At 63.6% G+C, this 16,541-nt stretch carries 15 protein-coding genes; 5 read left to right on the plus strand and 10 right to left on the minus strand.

Annotation, left to right across the window (positions count from 1 at the left end; all coding sequences use genetic code 11):
* The first annotated feature begins 122 nt into the window (after window positions 1-122).
* Window positions 123-761 (plus strand): heme-binding beta-barrel domain-containing protein, encoded by a 639-nt coding sequence (locus QM716_RS04220; RefSeq protein ID WP_283303061.1) that lies wholly within the window; start codon window positions 123-125, stop codon window positions 759-761.
* A gap of 232 nt (window positions 762-993) precedes the next feature.
* Here QM716_RS04220 and cydC read toward each other — a convergent pair whose 3' ends face one another.
* From cydC to QM716_RS04245, 5 genes are all read right to left on the minus strand, one after another.
* Window positions 994-2,682 carry a thiol reductant ABC exporter subunit CydC gene (gene cydC, locus QM716_RS04225; RefSeq protein ID WP_283302579.1) on the minus strand — a complete coding sequence of 563 codons (1,689 nt, stop codon included), beginning with the start codon at window positions 2,680-2,682 and terminating at the stop codon, window positions 994-996.
* Window positions 2,672-4,360 (minus strand): thiol reductant ABC exporter subunit CydD, encoded by a 1,689-nt coding sequence (gene cydD / locus QM716_RS04230; protein WP_283302580.1) that lies wholly within the window; start codon window positions 4,358-4,360, stop codon window positions 2,672-2,674. Before cydD ends, cydC begins: the two co-directional genes overlap by 11 nt.
* 58 nt (window positions 4,361-4,418) lie before the next feature.
* Entirely contained in the window at window positions 4,419-5,462 is a 1,044-nt protein-coding gene (cydB, locus tag QM716_RS04235; protein ID WP_283302581.1) for a cytochrome d ubiquinol oxidase subunit II, read from the minus strand.
* 9 nt (window positions 5,463-5,471) lie between these two features.
* Window positions 5,472-6,971 (minus strand): cytochrome ubiquinol oxidase subunit I, encoded by a 1,500-nt coding sequence (locus QM716_RS04240; protein WP_283302582.1) that lies wholly within the window; start codon window positions 6,969-6,971, stop codon window positions 5,472-5,474.
* A gap of 154 nt (window positions 6,972-7,125) precedes the next feature.
* Window positions 7,126-7,989, minus strand: a complete 864-nt coding sequence (locus QM716_RS04245) for an aminodeoxychorismate lyase (protein ID WP_283302583.1) — start codon at window positions 7,987-7,989, stop codon at window positions 7,126-7,128.
* A 79-nt stretch (window positions 7,990-8,068) separates the two neighbouring features.
* On the opposite strand from QM716_RS04245, the gene ygfZ reads away from it, so the two are divergent.
* The 4 genes from ygfZ (at window position 8,069) to QM716_RS04265 (ending at window position 11,211) form a co-directional block, all read left to right on the plus strand.
* Window positions 8,069-9,190 (plus strand): CAF17-like 4Fe-4S cluster assembly/insertion protein YgfZ, encoded by a 1,122-nt coding sequence (gene ygfZ, locus QM716_RS04250; protein WP_283302584.1) that lies wholly within the window; start codon window positions 8,069-8,071, stop codon window positions 9,188-9,190.
* Window positions 9,187-9,855: an MOSC domain-containing protein gene (locus tag QM716_RS04255; protein ID WP_283302585.1), complete on the plus strand. Its 669-nt coding sequence runs from the start codon at window positions 9,187-9,189 to the stop codon at window positions 9,853-9,855. The genes ygfZ and QM716_RS04255 overlap by 4 nt, the downstream gene beginning before the upstream one ends.
* Window positions 9,852-10,805, plus strand: coding sequence for an asparaginase (locus QM716_RS04260; protein ID WP_283302586.1), 954 nt, complete (start codon window positions 9,852-9,854; stop codon window positions 10,803-10,805). The genes QM716_RS04255 and QM716_RS04260 overlap by 4 nt, the downstream gene beginning before the upstream one ends.
* A gap of 202 nt (window positions 10,806-11,007) precedes the next feature.
* On the plus strand, window positions 11,008-11,211 hold the full coding sequence (locus tag QM716_RS04265) for a DUF3073 domain-containing protein (RefSeq protein ID WP_003940337.1): 204 nt from the start codon (window positions 11,008-11,010) through the stop codon (window positions 11,209-11,211).
* A gap of 171 nt (window positions 11,212-11,382) precedes the next feature.
* On the opposite strand, the gene purM is transcribed toward QM716_RS04265, so the two are convergent.
* The 5 genes from purM to purF form a co-directional block, all read right to left on the minus strand.
* Window positions 11,383-12,462 (minus strand): phosphoribosylformylglycinamidine cyclo-ligase, encoded by a 1,080-nt coding sequence (gene purM / locus QM716_RS04270; RefSeq protein WP_003940225.1) that lies wholly within the window; start codon window positions 12,460-12,462, stop codon window positions 11,383-11,385.
* A 207-nt stretch (window positions 12,463-12,669) separates the two neighbouring features.
* Complete coding sequence (locus QM716_RS04275; protein ID WP_019745100.1) at window positions 12,670-13,416, minus strand: AIM24 family protein; 747 nt, start codon at window positions 13,414-13,416, stop codon at window positions 12,670-12,672.
* Between the two features lie 13 nt (window positions 13,417-13,429).
* Window positions 13,430-14,107 carry an AIM24 family protein gene (locus QM716_RS04280; protein WP_283302587.1) on the minus strand — a complete coding sequence of 226 codons (678 nt, stop codon included), beginning with the start codon at window positions 14,105-14,107 and terminating at the stop codon, window positions 13,430-13,432.
* Between the two features lie 3 nt (window positions 14,108-14,110).
* Complete coding sequence (locus tag QM716_RS04285; protein WP_283303063.1) at window positions 14,111-14,719, minus strand: AIM24 family protein; 609 nt, start codon at window positions 14,717-14,719, stop codon at window positions 14,111-14,113.
* Between the two features lie 229 nt (window positions 14,720-14,948).
* Window positions 14,949-16,526, minus strand: a complete 1,578-nt coding sequence (purF, locus tag QM716_RS04290; protein WP_283302588.1) for an amidophosphoribosyltransferase — start codon at window positions 16,524-16,526, stop codon at window positions 14,949-14,951.
* Between the last annotated feature and the right edge of the window lie 15 nt (window positions 16,527-16,541).

A 16,541-nucleotide genomic window follows, 5' to 3' on the forward strand; every position in this document is an offset into this window, starting at 1 on the left:
TCCGTCATGATCGCTTGGTTCTCCGTGTACGTCGTGTACCGCTTGGTCACCGACGAGTCGTGAGCCAGGCTCCGGATTCAGGGTCCGACGCGACCGCTGACGATTCCGCCGCTGCAGGTGCCGTGAGGCGCGGTAGCGGGGACGAAGCTGTCGCCATCGCCGTCGAGCGCTCCAAGTCGACGGCGTCGCTTAACATTCCGACCCTTCCGGACCTTCCGTTGCCCGAGGACACCGCAAACCTGCGCCTCGGCCCGGACATCAATCCCGAACTTCTCGCACTTCTCCCCCTCGTCGGCGTCTGGCGCGGCGAAGGCGAAGGGCACGACGAGACCGGCGACTACGCCTTCGGACAGCAGATCGTCATCTCGCACGACGGTGGCCCCTACCTCAATTGGGAATCCCGGTCCTGGCGCCTCGACGCCGAGGGCGAGTACGTGAGCCCCGATCTGCGCGAAAGCGGCTACTGGCGCATGGGCGGCGACGGCATCCCCGGCAGCGTCGATCAAGAAGTCGTCGAACTTTTGCTCGCCCACAGCTCAGGCGTCGTGGAAATGTATTACGGCCGCGCACTGACCCAGTCGTCGTGGGAACTTGCCACTGACGTGGTGATCCGCAGCCAGTCCGGTGCACTGTACGGCGGCGCGAAGCGCCTGTACGGCATCGTCGAGGGCGGCGACCTCGCCTACGTCGAAGAACGAATCGTGGCTGACGGTGGCCTGGAACCGCGCCTCTCGGCGCGGTTGACCCGCTACATCGGCTAATTCTGCTGTGCAGCACGAAGCGACCCCCGAGCCATACTCCCGCTTTCGCGGGGTCCCGGTCGGACTGATCGGGGGCTCGGGGGTCGGGTGGCTGCCTGGGATTCGCCGGCCGCTCACGCGGTAAGTGAATTCCGTCAGCGATTGCGGCTAGCTGGCAGCCACCTCACGCGTCCGTCTGTACTTCAATTTCAGACCACCTCCTTCCTTGTGTACAGGAGAAAGTACGCCCACTTCACGATGACGGCAACGTATTTTCCACAGAAACTTTTCCGACGCATATCACCTGGTCAGCTCCCGTACCGGCCGGAAGTTGGTGAGTGACGACAACAACCGTTCGCGAAGAATCGACCAGCGTTCCGTCGCGATCGAGCAAGTCGCGAAGCAACTGAGCGCCTGCCTCCGCGTCCATGTGCTCGGTCGGCTCGTCGAGCAGCAGCACCTCAGCGGGCGAGACGATCGCGCGTGCCAACAGCAACCGACGACGCTCGCCGCCCGAAACCGCTCGCATACCGCCGACCAGGTAGGTGTCGAGCCCGTCCGGCAGTTCCGCCAGCCACTCGCCGAGACCGACTGCGGCAAGTGCTTTCTCCGCGTCCTCGGCGGTGAGGTCACCCCGCGCAACACGAAGATTCTCGAGTACCGACGTCTCGAAGAGGTGTGCGTCTTCGGCGAAGTACCCCACATGCCGACGCAGTTCGGCCGGATCGATATCCGAAACGTCCACCGTGTCAACGCGAACTGTTCCCGCGACCGGCGGCAGTAGTCCCGCCATCGTCATCAGCGCTGTAGTCTTCCCCGATCCACTCTCGCCAACGACGGCAACACGAGCACCGCGAGGAAGATCCATCGACAGCGGTTCGGTCACCTTCCCCCCGGGCCAACCCGCCTGCAACGCGCGCACGCTCAGGACCCCGTCCGACGGCCACGAACGGTCACCTTCGACGTGTTCCTCAGCGGCGCGATCGAGAACCGCCATGATGCGTGCCGACGCCAGTCGCGCCTTGGTCAACGCCACCGCCGCACTGGGCAGGATCGCGGTTCCCTCGAAAGCCGACAGGGGAAGCAGCACAAGGATTCCCATGGACATCGGGGACATATCGGTGGTTCCGTACAGCGCGATTCCGATCAGTAGGGCCCCGAGGACGCTCACGCCGATTGCAAGAGGTGTCGCGGCGGCGGCAAAGGCACTCGGTACCGCCGCACGGTCGGTTGCGTCGACCACCTCGTTCTCGGCGGACACCGCCTCGCTCACCGCCTGATCCAAGCGGCCCGATACCCGAAGCTCGGCGGAATGGTCGAGGGCCGTCACTGCAGACTCACTGAATCGCGCTGCGGCAGCTGAACTGTCGGCCTCGGCCAGCCGAGCGGCTCGAGCCGAGAGCCAGGGTGCCGCGATCCCGGACACTGCCAACGCAACAGCGAGAATGAGTGCGGCCGGAACCGAGATGAACAGCAAGATTCCCACCGCAGCGAACGCGAGGACAACCGAAACCGCAATCGGGATGAGTGCTTTGACGACGACGTCGCCCAGCGCGTCCACGTCGGCACCGGTACGTGAGAGTAGGTCACCGCGTCGCAGTCCGGCAGCGGCCGCGGGATCCCCCGCTGCCAACTGCTGGTAGATCCTCGACCGCGCCGCGGTGGTGCCGCGCAACGCGACGTCGTGCGTCGTCAATCGCTCGAGATAGCGGAAGACACCACGTGAGATTCCCAATGCTCGTACGGCAACGACCGCAACGCTGAGGTCGAGAACGGGAGGCATCTCCCAAGCGCGAGTGATCAGCCATGCGGACAGGGCGGCCAAGGCGAGGGCACTGCCGAGTGTTGCCACGCCCGCCGCTACCGCCGTCAGCACGCGTCGTGGCCGAAGTTCCAGTAGCCGCAGGGCACGCAGGAGCGGGTCGTGAGTGTCACTTCTCATGAGCACGTACCTCGACGATCTGGTCTGCTGCGGCAAGCACACTCGGACGGTGGCCGATCACGACCACGGTGTCGCCGCGCTCCGCCCGTGCTCTCAGAGAGGCCAACACTGTCCCTTCCGAATCGGAGTCGAGGTGAGCGGTGGGTTCGTCCAGGACAAGAACCGCGCGGTCGGAGGCGAGAACACGCGTCAGGGCCAGACGCTGCCGCTGCCCCAATGACAGACCTGTGCCGCCGACGCCGATCACGGTCTCGACGCCAGCAGGCAGCTCGGCAAGTACCGCGTCGAATCCCGTCGCAGCAGCAGCTCGAGTCAACGCCTGCGCATCGACGGCCCCGGTGAGATCGAGGTTCTCGCGAATGGTGCCCGGTAGGAGGACCGGATGCTGCGGTAGCCAGGCCAACTGACTCCACCACGCGTGCTCGTCCAGGTCTCGGACGTCGACGCCGGCGACCGTCACGCGCCCGCTGCTCGGTTCGATCAACCCGAGTAGCGCGTGCACTGCCGTCGACTTGCCGCAGCCGTTGGGACCGGTGAGCACGGTGATCTTCCCTGGCGACGCAACGGCGGAAAGTCGAGACGGTGCGACTCCCCCACGAGAGGTCACGCCGAGTCCGTCGAAGACGATGTCGGCGCCGCGAGCGACCACCGTCGTCCAACCACCCTCCGGCGCGGCAGAATCCGCTTCGATCACCTCGAACGCCTTGTCGGCTGCTGCCATTCCGTCCTCGGCGGCGTGGAACTGGGTTCCCACCATTCGGAGTGGCAGGTACACCTCGGGCGCGAGGATCAACGCGACTATCCCCGGCTCGAGTGACATGTCCCCGTACACCAGTCGCAAGCCGATGCTCACGGCCACCAATGCGACGCAGAGTGTTGCGAGCAGTTCAAGCACCATCGAGGACAGGAACGCGACGCGGAGGGCAGACATGGTCGTTCGCCGATGGGCGTCACCGAGTTCACGGACACGCTCGGCAGGGCCTTGCTGACGACCGAGCGCTCGCAGCGTCGGCAAACCGGCAAGAAGATCGAGGAGTTGCGAAGACAACGTGGTCATCGCTGCCAGCGTCTTCTCCGACTTACCCTTTGTCAGCAAGCCGATCAGAATCATGAAGATCGGTATCAGCGGCAGCGTCACGAAAATGATGACCGCAGACGTCATGTCCTGCACTGCAATGACTATCAGGGTGATGGGTGTCAGCGTCACCGACAAGACCAGAGCCGGCAGGTATCCCGTCAGGTACGGACCGAGGCCGTCGACACCGCGGGTGACCACGGTCGCGATCTCGTCACGCCGAGGATCCAGATCGCGCGGACTCATCGCCGTCGCCGACGTCAGCACGCCGTTCTTGATCTCGGCAACGACGCGAGTCGACGCCCGGTGCGCATACCTGGTCTGCAGCCAGGTCCCCAGAACCCTGACCGCCACAGCTGCGGCCAGAACAATCAATTCTGAGGTCCACGAAGAAACATCCACAGTTCGAGTGGTGATCACTCCGGCCAATACACGGCCGATCATGAGCGCCGCGACGATGACCATCACGACGTTCACCATCGACAGAGCGACCGTCAGGATCAGATAGCCGCGCGCAGAAGCGGAATGTCGCCACAGCCGCGGGTCGATCGGCCCCCGGCGACGCTCCCGAGTGGTGGGAGCGTCGCCTACTTCGATAGTCACGTGAATTCGACCGTCAGTTCTTTCGTGATTCGAATCTTTTGTGATTGCGGGTTTGCCACTACCACGTCTTCTCCTTGAATCGCAGACCGATCGACGCCGGAATCTGCTTGGAGGAGATGCGCTGTCGGAACACCCAGTACGTCCAACCCTGGTAGATGATCACCACCGGCGTCATGAATGCCGCGGCCCACGTCATCACCTTGAGCGTGTACGGACTCGACGACGCGTTCTCGATGGTCAGGCTGTACGCCGGATCGAGCGTCGACGGCATGACATTCGGGAACAGCGAGGCGAACAGCAGCACGACGGTGGCGATGACGGCCACACAGGTGAGAACGAAGGCCCAGCCTTCGCGCTCGGCCCGCGTCAGGAAGACGACGCCGATCAGTGCGGCAGCAGCGGCGGCTACCAGAATCCACGTCCATCCCTTGCCGTAGGCGAGTTGCGTCCACAGGACGAATCCGCCGGCGACCGGAATAGCTGGAATTGCCAGTCGTGCAGCAATTTTCACGGCATCTTCACGAACTTCGTCGGCACTCTTGAGCGCCAGGAACACGGCACCGTGGAGAGCGAACACCAGCGCGGTGGTCAGACCGCCGAGCAGTGCGTACGGATTGAGCAGATCGAAGAATCCCGACTCGACCTGCTTGTCGGCGTTGATCTCCACGCCCCGAACGATGTTCGCGAAAGCCACACCCCAGAGAACTGCCGGGACCCAGGAGCCGAAGATGATGCCCCAGTCGCAACGCTGACGCCACTTGTCGTCGTCGATCTTGCTCCGCCATTCGATGGCGCAGATCCGAACGATCAAGGCCACCAGGATGATCAGCAGCGGTAGATAGAACCCGGAGAACAACGTCGCGTACCACTCCGGGAATGCCGCGAACATCGCGCCGCCGGCCGTGATCAGCCACACCTCGTTGCCGTCCCACACCGGGCCAATCGTGTTGAGCGCCACCCGTCGACGCGTATCGGCCGGGAGGTCACTGCCTCTGCCGACGATCGGCATGAGCATTCCCACACCGAAGTCGAACCCTTCGAGGACGAAGTAACCGATGAACAGTACTGCGACGAGCACGAACCATACTTCTTGAAGTCCCATGATCGCCTCCTAGTACGCGAACGACAGTTGTTTGGGCTTGTCCGGATCTTCCGGCTCGTCATGATCTGTATCGCCCGGCGGATGCATGTCGTGCTCCAACGGGCCTTCCTTCGCGTACCGCACGATCAGCTTGAACCAGACGACACCCAGCGCTCCGTACAGGAGGGTGAACGTGATCAACGAAGCCCAGACCGTCGCCGTTGCGTGGTCCGAAACACCTTGGTCGACAGTGAGTCTGATCATGTCGACGCCGGTCGGGTTGGGATGCACCACCCAGGGCTGACGGCCCATCTCGGTGAAGATCCAGCCGGCGCTGTTCGCCATGAACGGAGTGGGAATCGCGACGAGGCTGAGGATTCCGAACCACTTCTGGTCCGGAACTCGCCCCTTACGTGTGACCCACAGTCCCGCGAGAGCCAGTGCTGCCGAACCTGCGGCGAGGCCGATCATGGCGCGGAAAGACCAGTACGTGACAAAGAGATTCGGTCGGTAGTTGCCCGGTCCGAAGTCCTGCTCCGCCTGCTCCTGCAACTGGTTGACGCCTTGCAATTCGACGCCGGTGAACTTGCCCTCGGCCAACCACGAAAGAACGTAGGGCACCTTGATTACGTGCGTCACGCTGTCGCAGTTGTTGTGAGTTCCGATGGTCAGGAGTGAGAAATCCGGATCCATCTCGGTCTCACACAGCGATTCCGCCGACGCCATCTTCATGGGCTGCTGCTGGAACATGAGCTTGCCTTGGACGTCACCGGTGTAGATGATGCCGATTCCGGCCACGATCATGACGAGCAAGGCGAATCGTGTTGCCGGACGGTACATCGTCCGCGCATCGGATTCGAGGCGCTCGGCTTCGGCGGCCTCAGCCTGCTTGGCGCGGCGCATGTTCCGCACCATCCACCAACCACTGATGCCGGCAACAAACGTCGCCGCCGTCAGGAAGGCGCCGGCAACCGCGTGCGGGAAGGCAGCGAGAGCGGTGTTGTTGGTCAACAACTCCCAGATGCTGGTGAGCTCGGCGCGACCGGTTTCAGGGTTGTACGTCGCACCGACCGGATGCTGCATGAACGAGTTGGCCGCGATGATGAAGAACGCCGACGCGTTGACGCCGATCGCCACGAGCCAAATGCACGCCAGGTGTACAAGTTTGGGAAGCCTGCCCCAACCGAAGATCCACAGTCCGATGAAGACGGACTCCATGAAGAAGGCGACAAGGCCTTCCAATGCGAGTGGAGCTCCGAACACGTCGCCGACGAATCGCGAGTACTCGCTCCAGTTCATGCCGAACTGGAACTCCTGCACGATGCCGGTGGCTACACCGAGTGCGAAGTTGATGAGGAAAAGCTTGCCGAAAAACTTGGTGAGCCGATACCAGTGGTCCTTTTTGGTGACCACCCACATCGTCTGCATGATCGCGATCATCGGTGCGAGTCCGATGGTCAGCGGAACAAGGATGAAGTGGTAGACGGTAGTGATACCGAACTGCCACCTGGAGACGTCCAAAGTATCCATTGGCTACTCCGAGAGTAGGGCCCTGGGAAAGGCTTCGGGGTTCGAGACGCGGGCAGTCGCTCGGCCCCTGCGGACACGGTACTGCTGTCCGGTTTGGACCGCAGGACTTTGCTACTACCAAATGTAGTAGAGACCTGTCGCGATTCCTATTCGCCTATCGCCCTGCTGAATCCGAATCAATTGCACGTTCAACCAATTCCACGAATTCCTCGGAGACCTTCGGCTCTGGCAATGCGAGCCCGTCGAGTGTATGGACACGCGCGGCCAGCGTGACGCTCGAAACCATCCACACTCCGTCGGCCGCAATCAAATCCGCAGGTCGGAGGGTTTCGTACCGGCAATCGAAGCGAGCACTGCCGGCAACGTCGAACAGGGCACGCTGCGTGGTACCCATCAAAATGCCCTGCGCGGGAGGCGGTGTGATCAAAGTCCTGTCCCGAACGATCACCACTGTCGAGCGTGGCCCCTCCAACACATTGCCCTCGGAACTGACGAAGATCACATCGTCGGCCCCCAAATTCGCCGCATATCGGAGCGCTGCCATGTTGGTTGCGTAGGACAACGTCTTCGCGCCCAGTAGCTGCCAGGGCGCCCGGGCAGAGAGATCGACAGAAAAACCTCGCTCGAGAGTCATCACCGACAGCCCCGATTCGCGGACCTGCCTGACCCGATCGGCCACCGGACCCACCATCACGAAGGCCGTCGGCTTGTCACCGCTCTCACGGCCGCGGGTCAGAACGAGACGAAGAGCGCCTTCCTCCTCTGTCCCCCACTCCTCGGCAGCCATCTCGATCGCCAGACGCCAGTCATCGAGAACGGGGGCGGGCAGACCCAGTGCCCGCGCACTCAGAACCAGTCGACTCAGGTGCCCCTCGACCACCCGCGCCCGACCATCGCGCACCAACAGCGTCTCGAAGACTCCGTCGCCGCGCACCACCGCCAGGTCGTCGGCGTGCAGAAACGGTGCGTCAGCATCGAGCACCTCATGGTCGAGAGTCACCAATACGCGATCAGGCATGCCATCAACCCTAACGATCCGCGAAGCCGCCGGGGCCGCCCTGTAACCGCGATCCCGCCCACACTCCTAGACTGGTCTTGTGGTCGACAACGCTCTTGTGCCCAACAGCCCACTTCTGACTTCCCCCGGCGCGGTCACCGCACCGGACGGTTCGGCCGACATCGGTGTCGCATGGCACTACGGCGATCCTCTCGGTGAACAGCGAACCGCGCAGCGCGCAGCGGTGGTGGTCGACCGCAGTCACAGATTCGTGATCGCCATTCCCGGCGACGAACGCCTCACCTGGTTGCACACGATCTCGAGTCAGCACATCGCCGCGCTCCCCGACGGCAAGAGCGCCGAGAATCTGAGCCTGGACGTCAACGGACGCGTCGAGCACCATTTCGTGCAGACAGACCTGGCAGGTGTCACCTGGATCGACACCGAGGCCGACCGCGGACCGGACCTCCTCTCCTTCTTGAAGAAGATGGTGTTCTGGTCCAAGGCCGAACCTCGAGACGGCAACGAACTCGCGGTCCTGAGCCTGATCGGACCCGAGGCGTCTTCCGTCCTCGCCGCACTCGGGGTTCAGACACCAACCGAGGCCTACGACGCTCTCGCGTTGGCCGACGGCGGATTTGTCCGCCGCATGCCGTGGCCCACCGAGAACTCTTTCGATCTGCTCGTCCCTCGCGAGCAATTGGCAGTGTGGTGGACCAAGCTGACCGATGCCGGCGCGAAGCCCGCCGGAAGTTGGGCATTCGAGGCACTGCGCGTCGAAGCGACGAGGCCTCGCCTCGGACTGGACACCGACGAGCGGACGATCCCGCACGAGGTCCACTGGATCGGCGGTCCGGCTGAGCACGGCGCCGTCCACCTCGACAAGGGCTGCTACCGCGGTCAGGAAACCGTCGCCCGGGTTCACAATCTCGGCAAGCCGCCGCGCCATCTCGTCATGTTGCACCTCGACGGCAGCGCCGAAGCCGTCCCGGAACCGGGTGACCCGATCACGGCGGGCGGACGAGCCGTCGGACGCGTCGGAACCGTCGTCAATCATCACGAACTCGGCCCCATTGCGCTCGCTCTGATCAAGCGCAACATTCCGGTCGACACCGAACTCATGGCCGGACCCAGTGCCGCGTCCATCGATCCGGATTCGATCGTCGCGGACGACGCACCCCAGGCCGGACGTGAGGCTGTCAACCGATTGCGCGGAAAGTGACGGGCATCGTCGACGCGGTCTGCGTCGTCCACACCGAACGTGACAGTGGCGTCAGACGAGTCCCACGAACCGCGATCGACAAGCGTCCCGTCGACGGCCGTGTCGCGGTAGGACGACTCGGACTCGGCGGCGACTACGTCTGCGACACCGAGTTCCACGGCGGCGCCTTCCAAGCTGTCTACGCCTATCAGCGCGACGAAGCGCAGCGTTGGTCGGACGAATTGGGCCGACCTCTCGGCCCCGGATGGTTCGGCGAGAATCTCCACATCAGCGGGATGCTTGTCACGGACGCTGTGATCGGCGAGCGTTGGCACATCACCGGAGCCGAGGCGTCGGATGTTCTCGAACTCGAGGTGACTGCTCCCCGCGTCCCGTGTGGCACGTTCGGCATTTGGGCGGCGGAAAAGGGCTGGGTCAAGAGATTCACCGAGCGGACCGACGTCGGCGCCTACCTTCGCGTCAACCGGACCGGCACGATCGCCGCGGGCGACTCGGTCACCCGAGTCCACGTACCGGATCACGGAGTGACTGTTCGAGAGATCTTCGCCGGAACGGACCCTGAGCGGCTTCGACGGCTGCTCGCGGAACACACCGATCTTGCACCGAACGTCGCCGCGCGCGTCCAGAGGTTCATCGAACAAGCAGAAGCGCAGGTGCACTCGTGAGTATCGAATTGGTGGAAGTGGTCCGCTCCGGATTCCGCGAATGCGTGCATCGCGGATCGGCCGTCATTCTCGGCGCCGACGGAGAGGTCGTTGTCGGACTCGGGGAAATCCACACGCCCATCTACCCGCGCTCGGCGAACAAGCCGTTGCAAGCCGTCGCTGCGCTTCGTAACGGCTTTGCACCCACCGGCCCGGAAGAGTTGGCCGTCGCGTCGTCCTCACACGCGGGCGAGGCTGATCACATCGAGTTGGTCGCGGCTCTTCTCGCTCGGTACCAGCTCGGCGTCGACCAGCTGCAGTGCCCGTCGGACCTCCCGGGCAACGAACTTGCCCGAGCCGAACTGATCGCCGCGGGCGAGCTTCCCAGCCCGATCTACATGACCTGCTCGGGCAAGCACTCCGCGATGCTCGCGACGTGCGTCGTGAACGACTGGCCGCTCGAGACGTACATGGAGCCGACTCATCCCCTGCAGCTCGCGATCCAGGCGACGATCTTCGATCTCAGTGGCGAGGAAGAGCAGGAACTCGGCATCGACGGTTGTGGTCTCCCGATCGTGCCGCTCTCGCTCACGAATCTGGCTCGGGCATTCGGACGCCTGCCCTCGGCTGAGCCCGACTCCCCTGAACGAGCGGTAGCCGACGCGGTCCGCGAGAACCCCTTCCTCGTCTCGGGCACGGGTCGCAACGATCAGCGCCTGATGTCCGCGGTGCCGGGCCTGTTCTCCAAGACCGGATACGACGGCATCTACGCCGGAGCGCTTCCCGACGGTTCCGCTTTCGCCGTCAAGATCGACGACGGTCACGAGCGGGCGCTCCTGCCGTTGGCGGCAGCTCTGCTCAAGCGGATGAACACGGAGTGGACCGAGGAGTTGGCGGCTCTTGCTTCCGCTCCGGTCTTCGGCGGCGACGCCCGAGTGGGGACGATTCGCGCAATTCCGGGAAACTTCTGAGCAGTTCTCACAAAGTTCTGACGAGTTCTTTCAGCATCCTGGCAGCTCGCGGCCATAGTGAGAGCAATCAGACACGGCAGTGAGGCCTTCGTGGAAGCGGAAGCGACTTTTCCACGCTAGAGTGTGTGTCAGGAAACTTACACACTCAAACGGGGCCGCCAAATTCCCCAGGCCGCCCCGCGAAAGCGCGAGGGGGTCAGCCATGGGCCGCGGCCGGGCTAAGGCAAAGCAGACCAAGGTTGCACGCGAATTGAAATACAGCGTACCGACCACGGATTTCGACAGCCTGCAAAGAGAGCTCGCAGGTGGATCGACCAACTCGCATCGGAGCAGTGTCCGATCGGACCAGACTTCCGATAGGGAAGGGCATGCGCGAGAGGACGACTACGACGACTGGCGGCGTTGACCGCGCACTGCCACCGCGCAGACTGTGAAATGAGGAAGAGCTGATCGCTCTTCCTCATTTTTGCGTTCCATTTTTTCGCTCAAGCCTGCGCTTCGATGGAAACAAAACTGCCCCACCGGATCTCTCCGATGGGGCAGTTGACGTGGCAGGTGTTCTCAAGCACTGGTGTTGCTAGAAGCGCGGGTGGTCTCCGGCCAGGAACGCACGCTCTGCAGCGGCGTCCGATGCCTTCTTGACGCTACCGAGGGTCCAGCAGTCGATATGGCGTGCGGTGAGGACGGCCAGCGCACGGTCGACGTCCTCGGGCGCGACTACGGCGACCATGCCGACGCCCATGTTGAAGGTCTGCTCCATCTCGGCGCGCTCGACGCGTCCGCGCTGCGCGATCATCGCGAAGACCGGAGCGGGGCTCCAGGTTCCGCGATCGAGTTCGGCGACCAGGCCCTTGGGCATGACGCGCGCGAGGTTGTTGGCGAGGCCGCCACCGGTGACGTGGCAGAAGGTGCGCACGTCGGTCTCGGCAGCGAGTGCCAGGCAGTCCTTGGCGTAGATCTTGGTGGGCTCGAGCAGTTCCTCACCGAGCGTGCGGCCGAACTCGTCGACGTGTGCGCTCAGGTTCATCCGGTCGATCTCGAGCAGGACCTTGCGGGCCAGCGAGTAACCGTTGGAGTGCAGTCCCGACGAACCCATGGCGATGACGACGTCGCCGGGGCGAACGCGGTCCGGTCCGAGCAGCTTCTCGGCCTCCACGACGCCGACGCCGGTGGCGGAGAGGTCGTAGTCACCGTCGGCCATGATGCCGGGGTGCTCCGCGGTCTCGCCACCGAGGAGAGCGCAGCCGGCCTGGATGCAGCCCTCGGCGATTCCGCTGACCAATTCCGCGACGCGTTCGGGGATGACCCGGCCGACAGCGATGTAGTCCTGGAGGAACAGCGGCTCTGCGCCACAGACGACGAGGTCGTCGACGACCATGGCGACGAGGTCGAGTCCGACTGTGTCGTGCTTGTCCATCGCCTGGGCGACAGCGAGCTTGGTTCCGACGCCGTCGGTCGATGCGGCGAGCAGCGGCTCCTTGTAGTCACCCTTGAGGGAGAACAAGCCGGCGAAACCACCGAGGCCACCCATGACCTCGGGGCGGCTGGCCTTCTTGGCCAGAGGGGCGAAGAGTTCCACCGCCCGGTCGCCTGCGGCGATATCGACTCCTGCTGCCGCGTAGGAGGCGCCTGCGGTGCGGTGACTGTCCTCGGTCATCGGGTTACTACTCCAGCCTTGTATTTCTCGCGAGCACGTGTTGCTCGTGCACAGGTAAGTGGTCTTGCAATGTGAAGTGTTTGCAATCCTCGTGACGCAAGGTGGATCGTTCGACTCGAGACCCAGAACGCGCACACAAATACCGACGATTACGCCCATACGCTACCGGACCGGCACCCTCGGTGAGACCTCGCGTACCTCGAGACGTCAGTTCTGCAGCCGCGCGCCGATTGAAGAGTGCAGTGCCCGCAGACTGTTCTGCCCGAGTGCAACGGTCTCGGATTCTATGTGTTTGAGGAGGTGCCCGTCATGGACGACCTTCTCGCTCGACTGAATCAGCACCGTCCCGGCTCCGGTGAAATCGAACTGGCGTTCCTCGCCGGTGTTCGCGCCGAACATGCTTCCACGAACCGCGCCCAGGAAGCTCTGCATCCAGTCTGCGTCGAAGTGATGGGACGGTGACGGGCAGTCAGCCCAACCCACCAATGCCTGCGGGTCGATACGTAGCGGCGGCTCCGCGAACATGACCGGTCCGTTGGACGACGCCAGAAACTTGCCCGTCCCCAGTAGCGTCAAAAAGCCTGGGACGATGGACTGTTTGAGGTCCAGGCTCGTCTCGAAGGCGAGGAGATTCGCCGCACGAATCGTGAGGTTGCCGTCGTCGAGGTCGTAGGAATTGATGTTGAATCCGCGGTCACCGAGGATCAACTTGCCCTGTCCCTGGGCGAGCACCCAGTCGTCCGCATAGAGCGGCGAAGAGAACCTGGCCGCGACTATCGCCGTCATGCTCGTTCGCCCGAGCGGCTCGAAGTTGATGTTTCCGTAGTACGCGATCATCGCGCCTTTGGACGTGAACCACGGCTGCCCGGCCATCTCGACGCAGAAGGCGTAATCGTTGCCCGGGACGTTGTCGTTGGCGGGCAGAGTTGCCGGATTGTGAATTTCGATACCCATGCTCTGTGCCCTCTCAGAACTTCTGCTCGGACGCCTGGACCCAGACGGTGCCGACGCCGGTCATCTTCAGCTGGATGGACTCCCCCGAGCCCTTGCCGACGGCCTCGCGCCACCCGACGTTCGCGGAGATGTCGACGTTGATCTGACCGATGTGGCACACGTACGCCTGCGGGTCGACGACGACCTGAGGATTGTTCGGACCGACCTGCAACGGAATCGCGCCCCCATGAGAGAGGACCGCGACGCTCCCCTGTCCGTGCAACTGCGTCGTGAACAGTCCTTGACCGGTCATGGCGCCGCGGACCGCGCCGCGCACACCACCCTGCGACGTGAGAGCGACTATCGAACTCTGCAGGTAACCGTCGTGTGCGAGGAGCCGGTCGGCTTCGACCGTGAGCATCGACGAACCGTCGAGATGGATGACCTCGACGTAAAGACCGGCGTGCCCGTAGAAGACCTCACCGTTTCCCTCGGCCGCCATCATTCGTGCGTGTTCGCCGGACATCATGCGGCCGGCCATCCCGGCGATACCGCCCATGTTCGGCATGGCGCCAGGCCCACCGCCCATGCTGTGCGGGATGAAGCGGACGTCGCCGGTGTAGTAGAGCATCGACCCGGTGCGGGCGAGCACGTTCTGTCCCGGTGCGAGGGTCGACTTGACGACCTTGCTGTTCACCAATTCCAACGGCATGGGTCAGCGCTCCTCGGGCTGGATGTAGACGACTCCGGATCCGTCGAATCGCAGCGAGAAGGCTTCACCGCTGCCACCGCCGATCGCGGAGCGCCAGGTGACGTCGGTGACGAAGCTCTGGTTCAGCTGGCCGCGGTGAGCGACGAAGGCGTCGGGATCCGCAACCAGCGGATACTGCGGGCTGACTTCGAGCGCGATGATCGGTCCGCCCTTCGACAGCACGGCCACCAGACCGCTGCCGCTGACGACCGTCGTGAACAAGCCCTGTCCGGAACCTGCGCCGCGGAGGCCGGCAAATTTCACATCGGTTCGCAGCTGCCCGACCAGTGCGAGCAATTGTGAGGCTTCGACGTGCAGAGCGTCGTTGTCGAGCTCGATTATCGTGATGTCCTGGGCGTCGACCGCGAAGTAGACGGTGCCTTGACCACTGACTTCCATCAGGGACAGTGATTCGCCTGCCGCCTTCTGTTTCAGCGCGGCACGTAACCCGCCGCCACCGCCCATACCGGCGTTCTTGAAGGTGACCGCACCCTCGTACGCCACCATCGAGCCGTTGATCGCTTTGATGGTGTCCCCCACCAGGTCTGCGACCAGTACCCGGTGCCCATCCATTCTCAGTTGCGCCACGGAGGGCACTATGCCAGATGCTCACGACGTATGCCGTGTCGTGGAATAGATCGCGTCGCTGAACAGATCAAAAGGCGATGGAACAGAAAATCTGCCGCCCGCATGCTGTGGACGGCAGATTCTCGGCTATCGATTTTCAGTGCTTCCGGTATTCAATGCTTCCGGTATTCAATGCTTACAGTTCAGCGCTTGCGGTGTTCAGCGCTTGCGGTGTTCAGGGGCGGCTGAGCGCGCTCGCGTTGTCGTTGCCGCGAGTGGCCGTCGAACCTGCGGTGCTCTCGAGCATCCCCTCGAGGACGTTCTTGCCGATCGACGTTTCCTTGGGAAGCGCGATCGGGTAGGTCCCGTCGAAGCACGCGGCGCACAGACGGCTGGCCGGCTGCTCGGTGGCGGCGATCATGCCTTCGGTGGAGATGTATCCGAGGGTGTCTGCTCCGATGGAGCGACGCACACCGTCGAGCATTTCCTCGAACGTCGCGTCCTGTCCGCCCGCTCCGTTGGCGATCAACTCGGCCGGTGAGGCGAAGTCGATGCCGTAGAAGCAGGGCCACTTGACCGGCGGCGAAGCGATGCGGACGTGAATTTCGAGAGCGCCGGCTTCACGGAGCATCCGGATGAGCGCACGCTGAGTGTTGCCGCGAACGATCGAATCGTCCACCACCACAAGGCGCTTGCCGCGAATAACTTCCTTGAGCGGGTTGAGCTTGAGCCTGATGCCGAGCTGACGGATCGTCTGCGACGGCTGGATGAAGGTACGGCCGACGTAGGCGTTCTTCATCAGACCCTGGCCGTAGGGGATGCCTGAGCCCTGTGCGTACCCGACGGCAGCGGGGGTGCCGGACTCGGGAACGGGGATGACCAAGTCACCTTCGGCGGGATGCTCGCTGGCGAGCAGGCGACCGATCTCGACGCGAGTGGAGTGGACCGAACGGCCACCGATGACGCTGTCGGGACGGGCAAGGTAGACGTACTCGAAGACGCAGCCCTTGGGCGTCGGGTTCGCGAAACGCGAGGAGCGGACGCCGTCTGCGTCGATCGCGAGCAGCTCGCCCGGCTCGATGTCGCGGACGAACGACGCGCCGACGATGTCGAGGGCTGCGGTCTCGCTGGCTACCACCCAACCGCGGTCGAGGCGACCGAGGCACAGGGGACGGATGCCGTGTGGATCACGCGCTGCGTAGAGCGTGTGCTCGTCCATGAAAGTGAGGCAGAACGCGCCCTCGAGCGTGGGGAGAAGCTCCATGGCGGCTTGTTCGATGGTGCTGTCCGCGGCGGCGTGAGCCAGCAGACCACCGATGAGGTCGGAGTCGGAACTCGCGGCATTCGGGCGCTTGTCGTTGACCAGGCCGGCTGCACGAGTGCGGCTCGCCAGTTCAGCGGTGTTCACCAGGTTGCCGTTGTGGCCGAGCGCGATACCCGTACCGGCAGTGGTCGTACGGAAGATGGGCTGCGCGTTCTCCCACGTCGTGGAACCTGTCGTCGAATAACGGCAATGTCCGATGGCGACATGACCTGGCATCGCTGCGAGGGTCTGCTCGTCGAATACCTGGCTGACCAGGCCGAGATCCTTGAACACCAACACCTGGGAGCCGTCGGCTACCGCAATGCCGGCAGCTTCTTGACCACGGTGCTGAAGTGCGTACAGGCCGTAATAAGTGAGCTTCGCCACATCCTCTCCCGGCGCCCAAACGCCGAATACACCGCATTCTTCGCGGGGCTCGTTCTCGTCCTCGTCGGACGGGTTCGAAGCGAGGAGATTTGGACTGTTGACCGACAGATCGGCACGAGTCACCGGGCGCTCCCTTTG

The sequence above is a fragment of the Rhodococcus sp. IEGM 1409 genome (assembly GCF_030056735.1).
GTDB lineage: Bacteria > Actinomycetota > Actinomycetes > Mycobacteriales > Mycobacteriaceae > Rhodococcus_F.

Bases quoted from the DNA above. Each gene is read 5' to 3' on its own strand.
- QM716_RS04240 (WP_283302582.1), bottom strand. From the start codon at position 6,971: ATGGATACTTTGGACGTCTCCAGGTGGCAGTTCGGTATCACTACCGTC.
- QM716_RS04275 (WP_019745100.1), bottom strand. From the start codon at position 13,416: ATGGGTATCGAAATTCACAATCCGGCAACTCTGCCCGCCAACGACAAC.
- cydB (WP_283302581.1), bottom strand. From the start codon at position 5,462: ATGGGACTTCAAGAAGTATGGTTCGTGCTCGTCGCAGTACTGTTCATC.
- QM716_RS04265 (WP_003940337.1), top strand. From the start codon at position 11,008: ATGGGCCGCGGCCGGGCTAAGGCAAAGCAGACCAAGGTTGCACGCGAA.
- cydC (WP_283302579.1), bottom strand. From the start codon at position 2,682: ATGAGAAGTGACACTCACGACCCGCTCCTGCGTGCCCTGCGGCTACTG.
- QM716_RS04245 (WP_283302583.1), bottom strand. From the start codon at position 7,989: ATGCCTGATCGCGTATTGGTGACTCTCGACCATGAGGTGCTCGATGCT.
- purM (WP_003940225.1), bottom strand. From the start codon at position 12,462: ATGACCGAGGACAGTCACCGCACCGCAGGCGCCTCCTACGCGGCAGCA.
- QM716_RS04280 (WP_283302587.1), bottom strand. From the start codon at position 14,107: ATGCCGTTGGAATTGGTGAACAGCAAGGTCGTCAAGTCGACCCTCGCA.
- QM716_RS04285 (WP_283303063.1), bottom strand. From the start codon at position 14,719: ATGGATGGGCACCGGGTACTGGTCGCAGACCTGGTGGGGGACACCATC.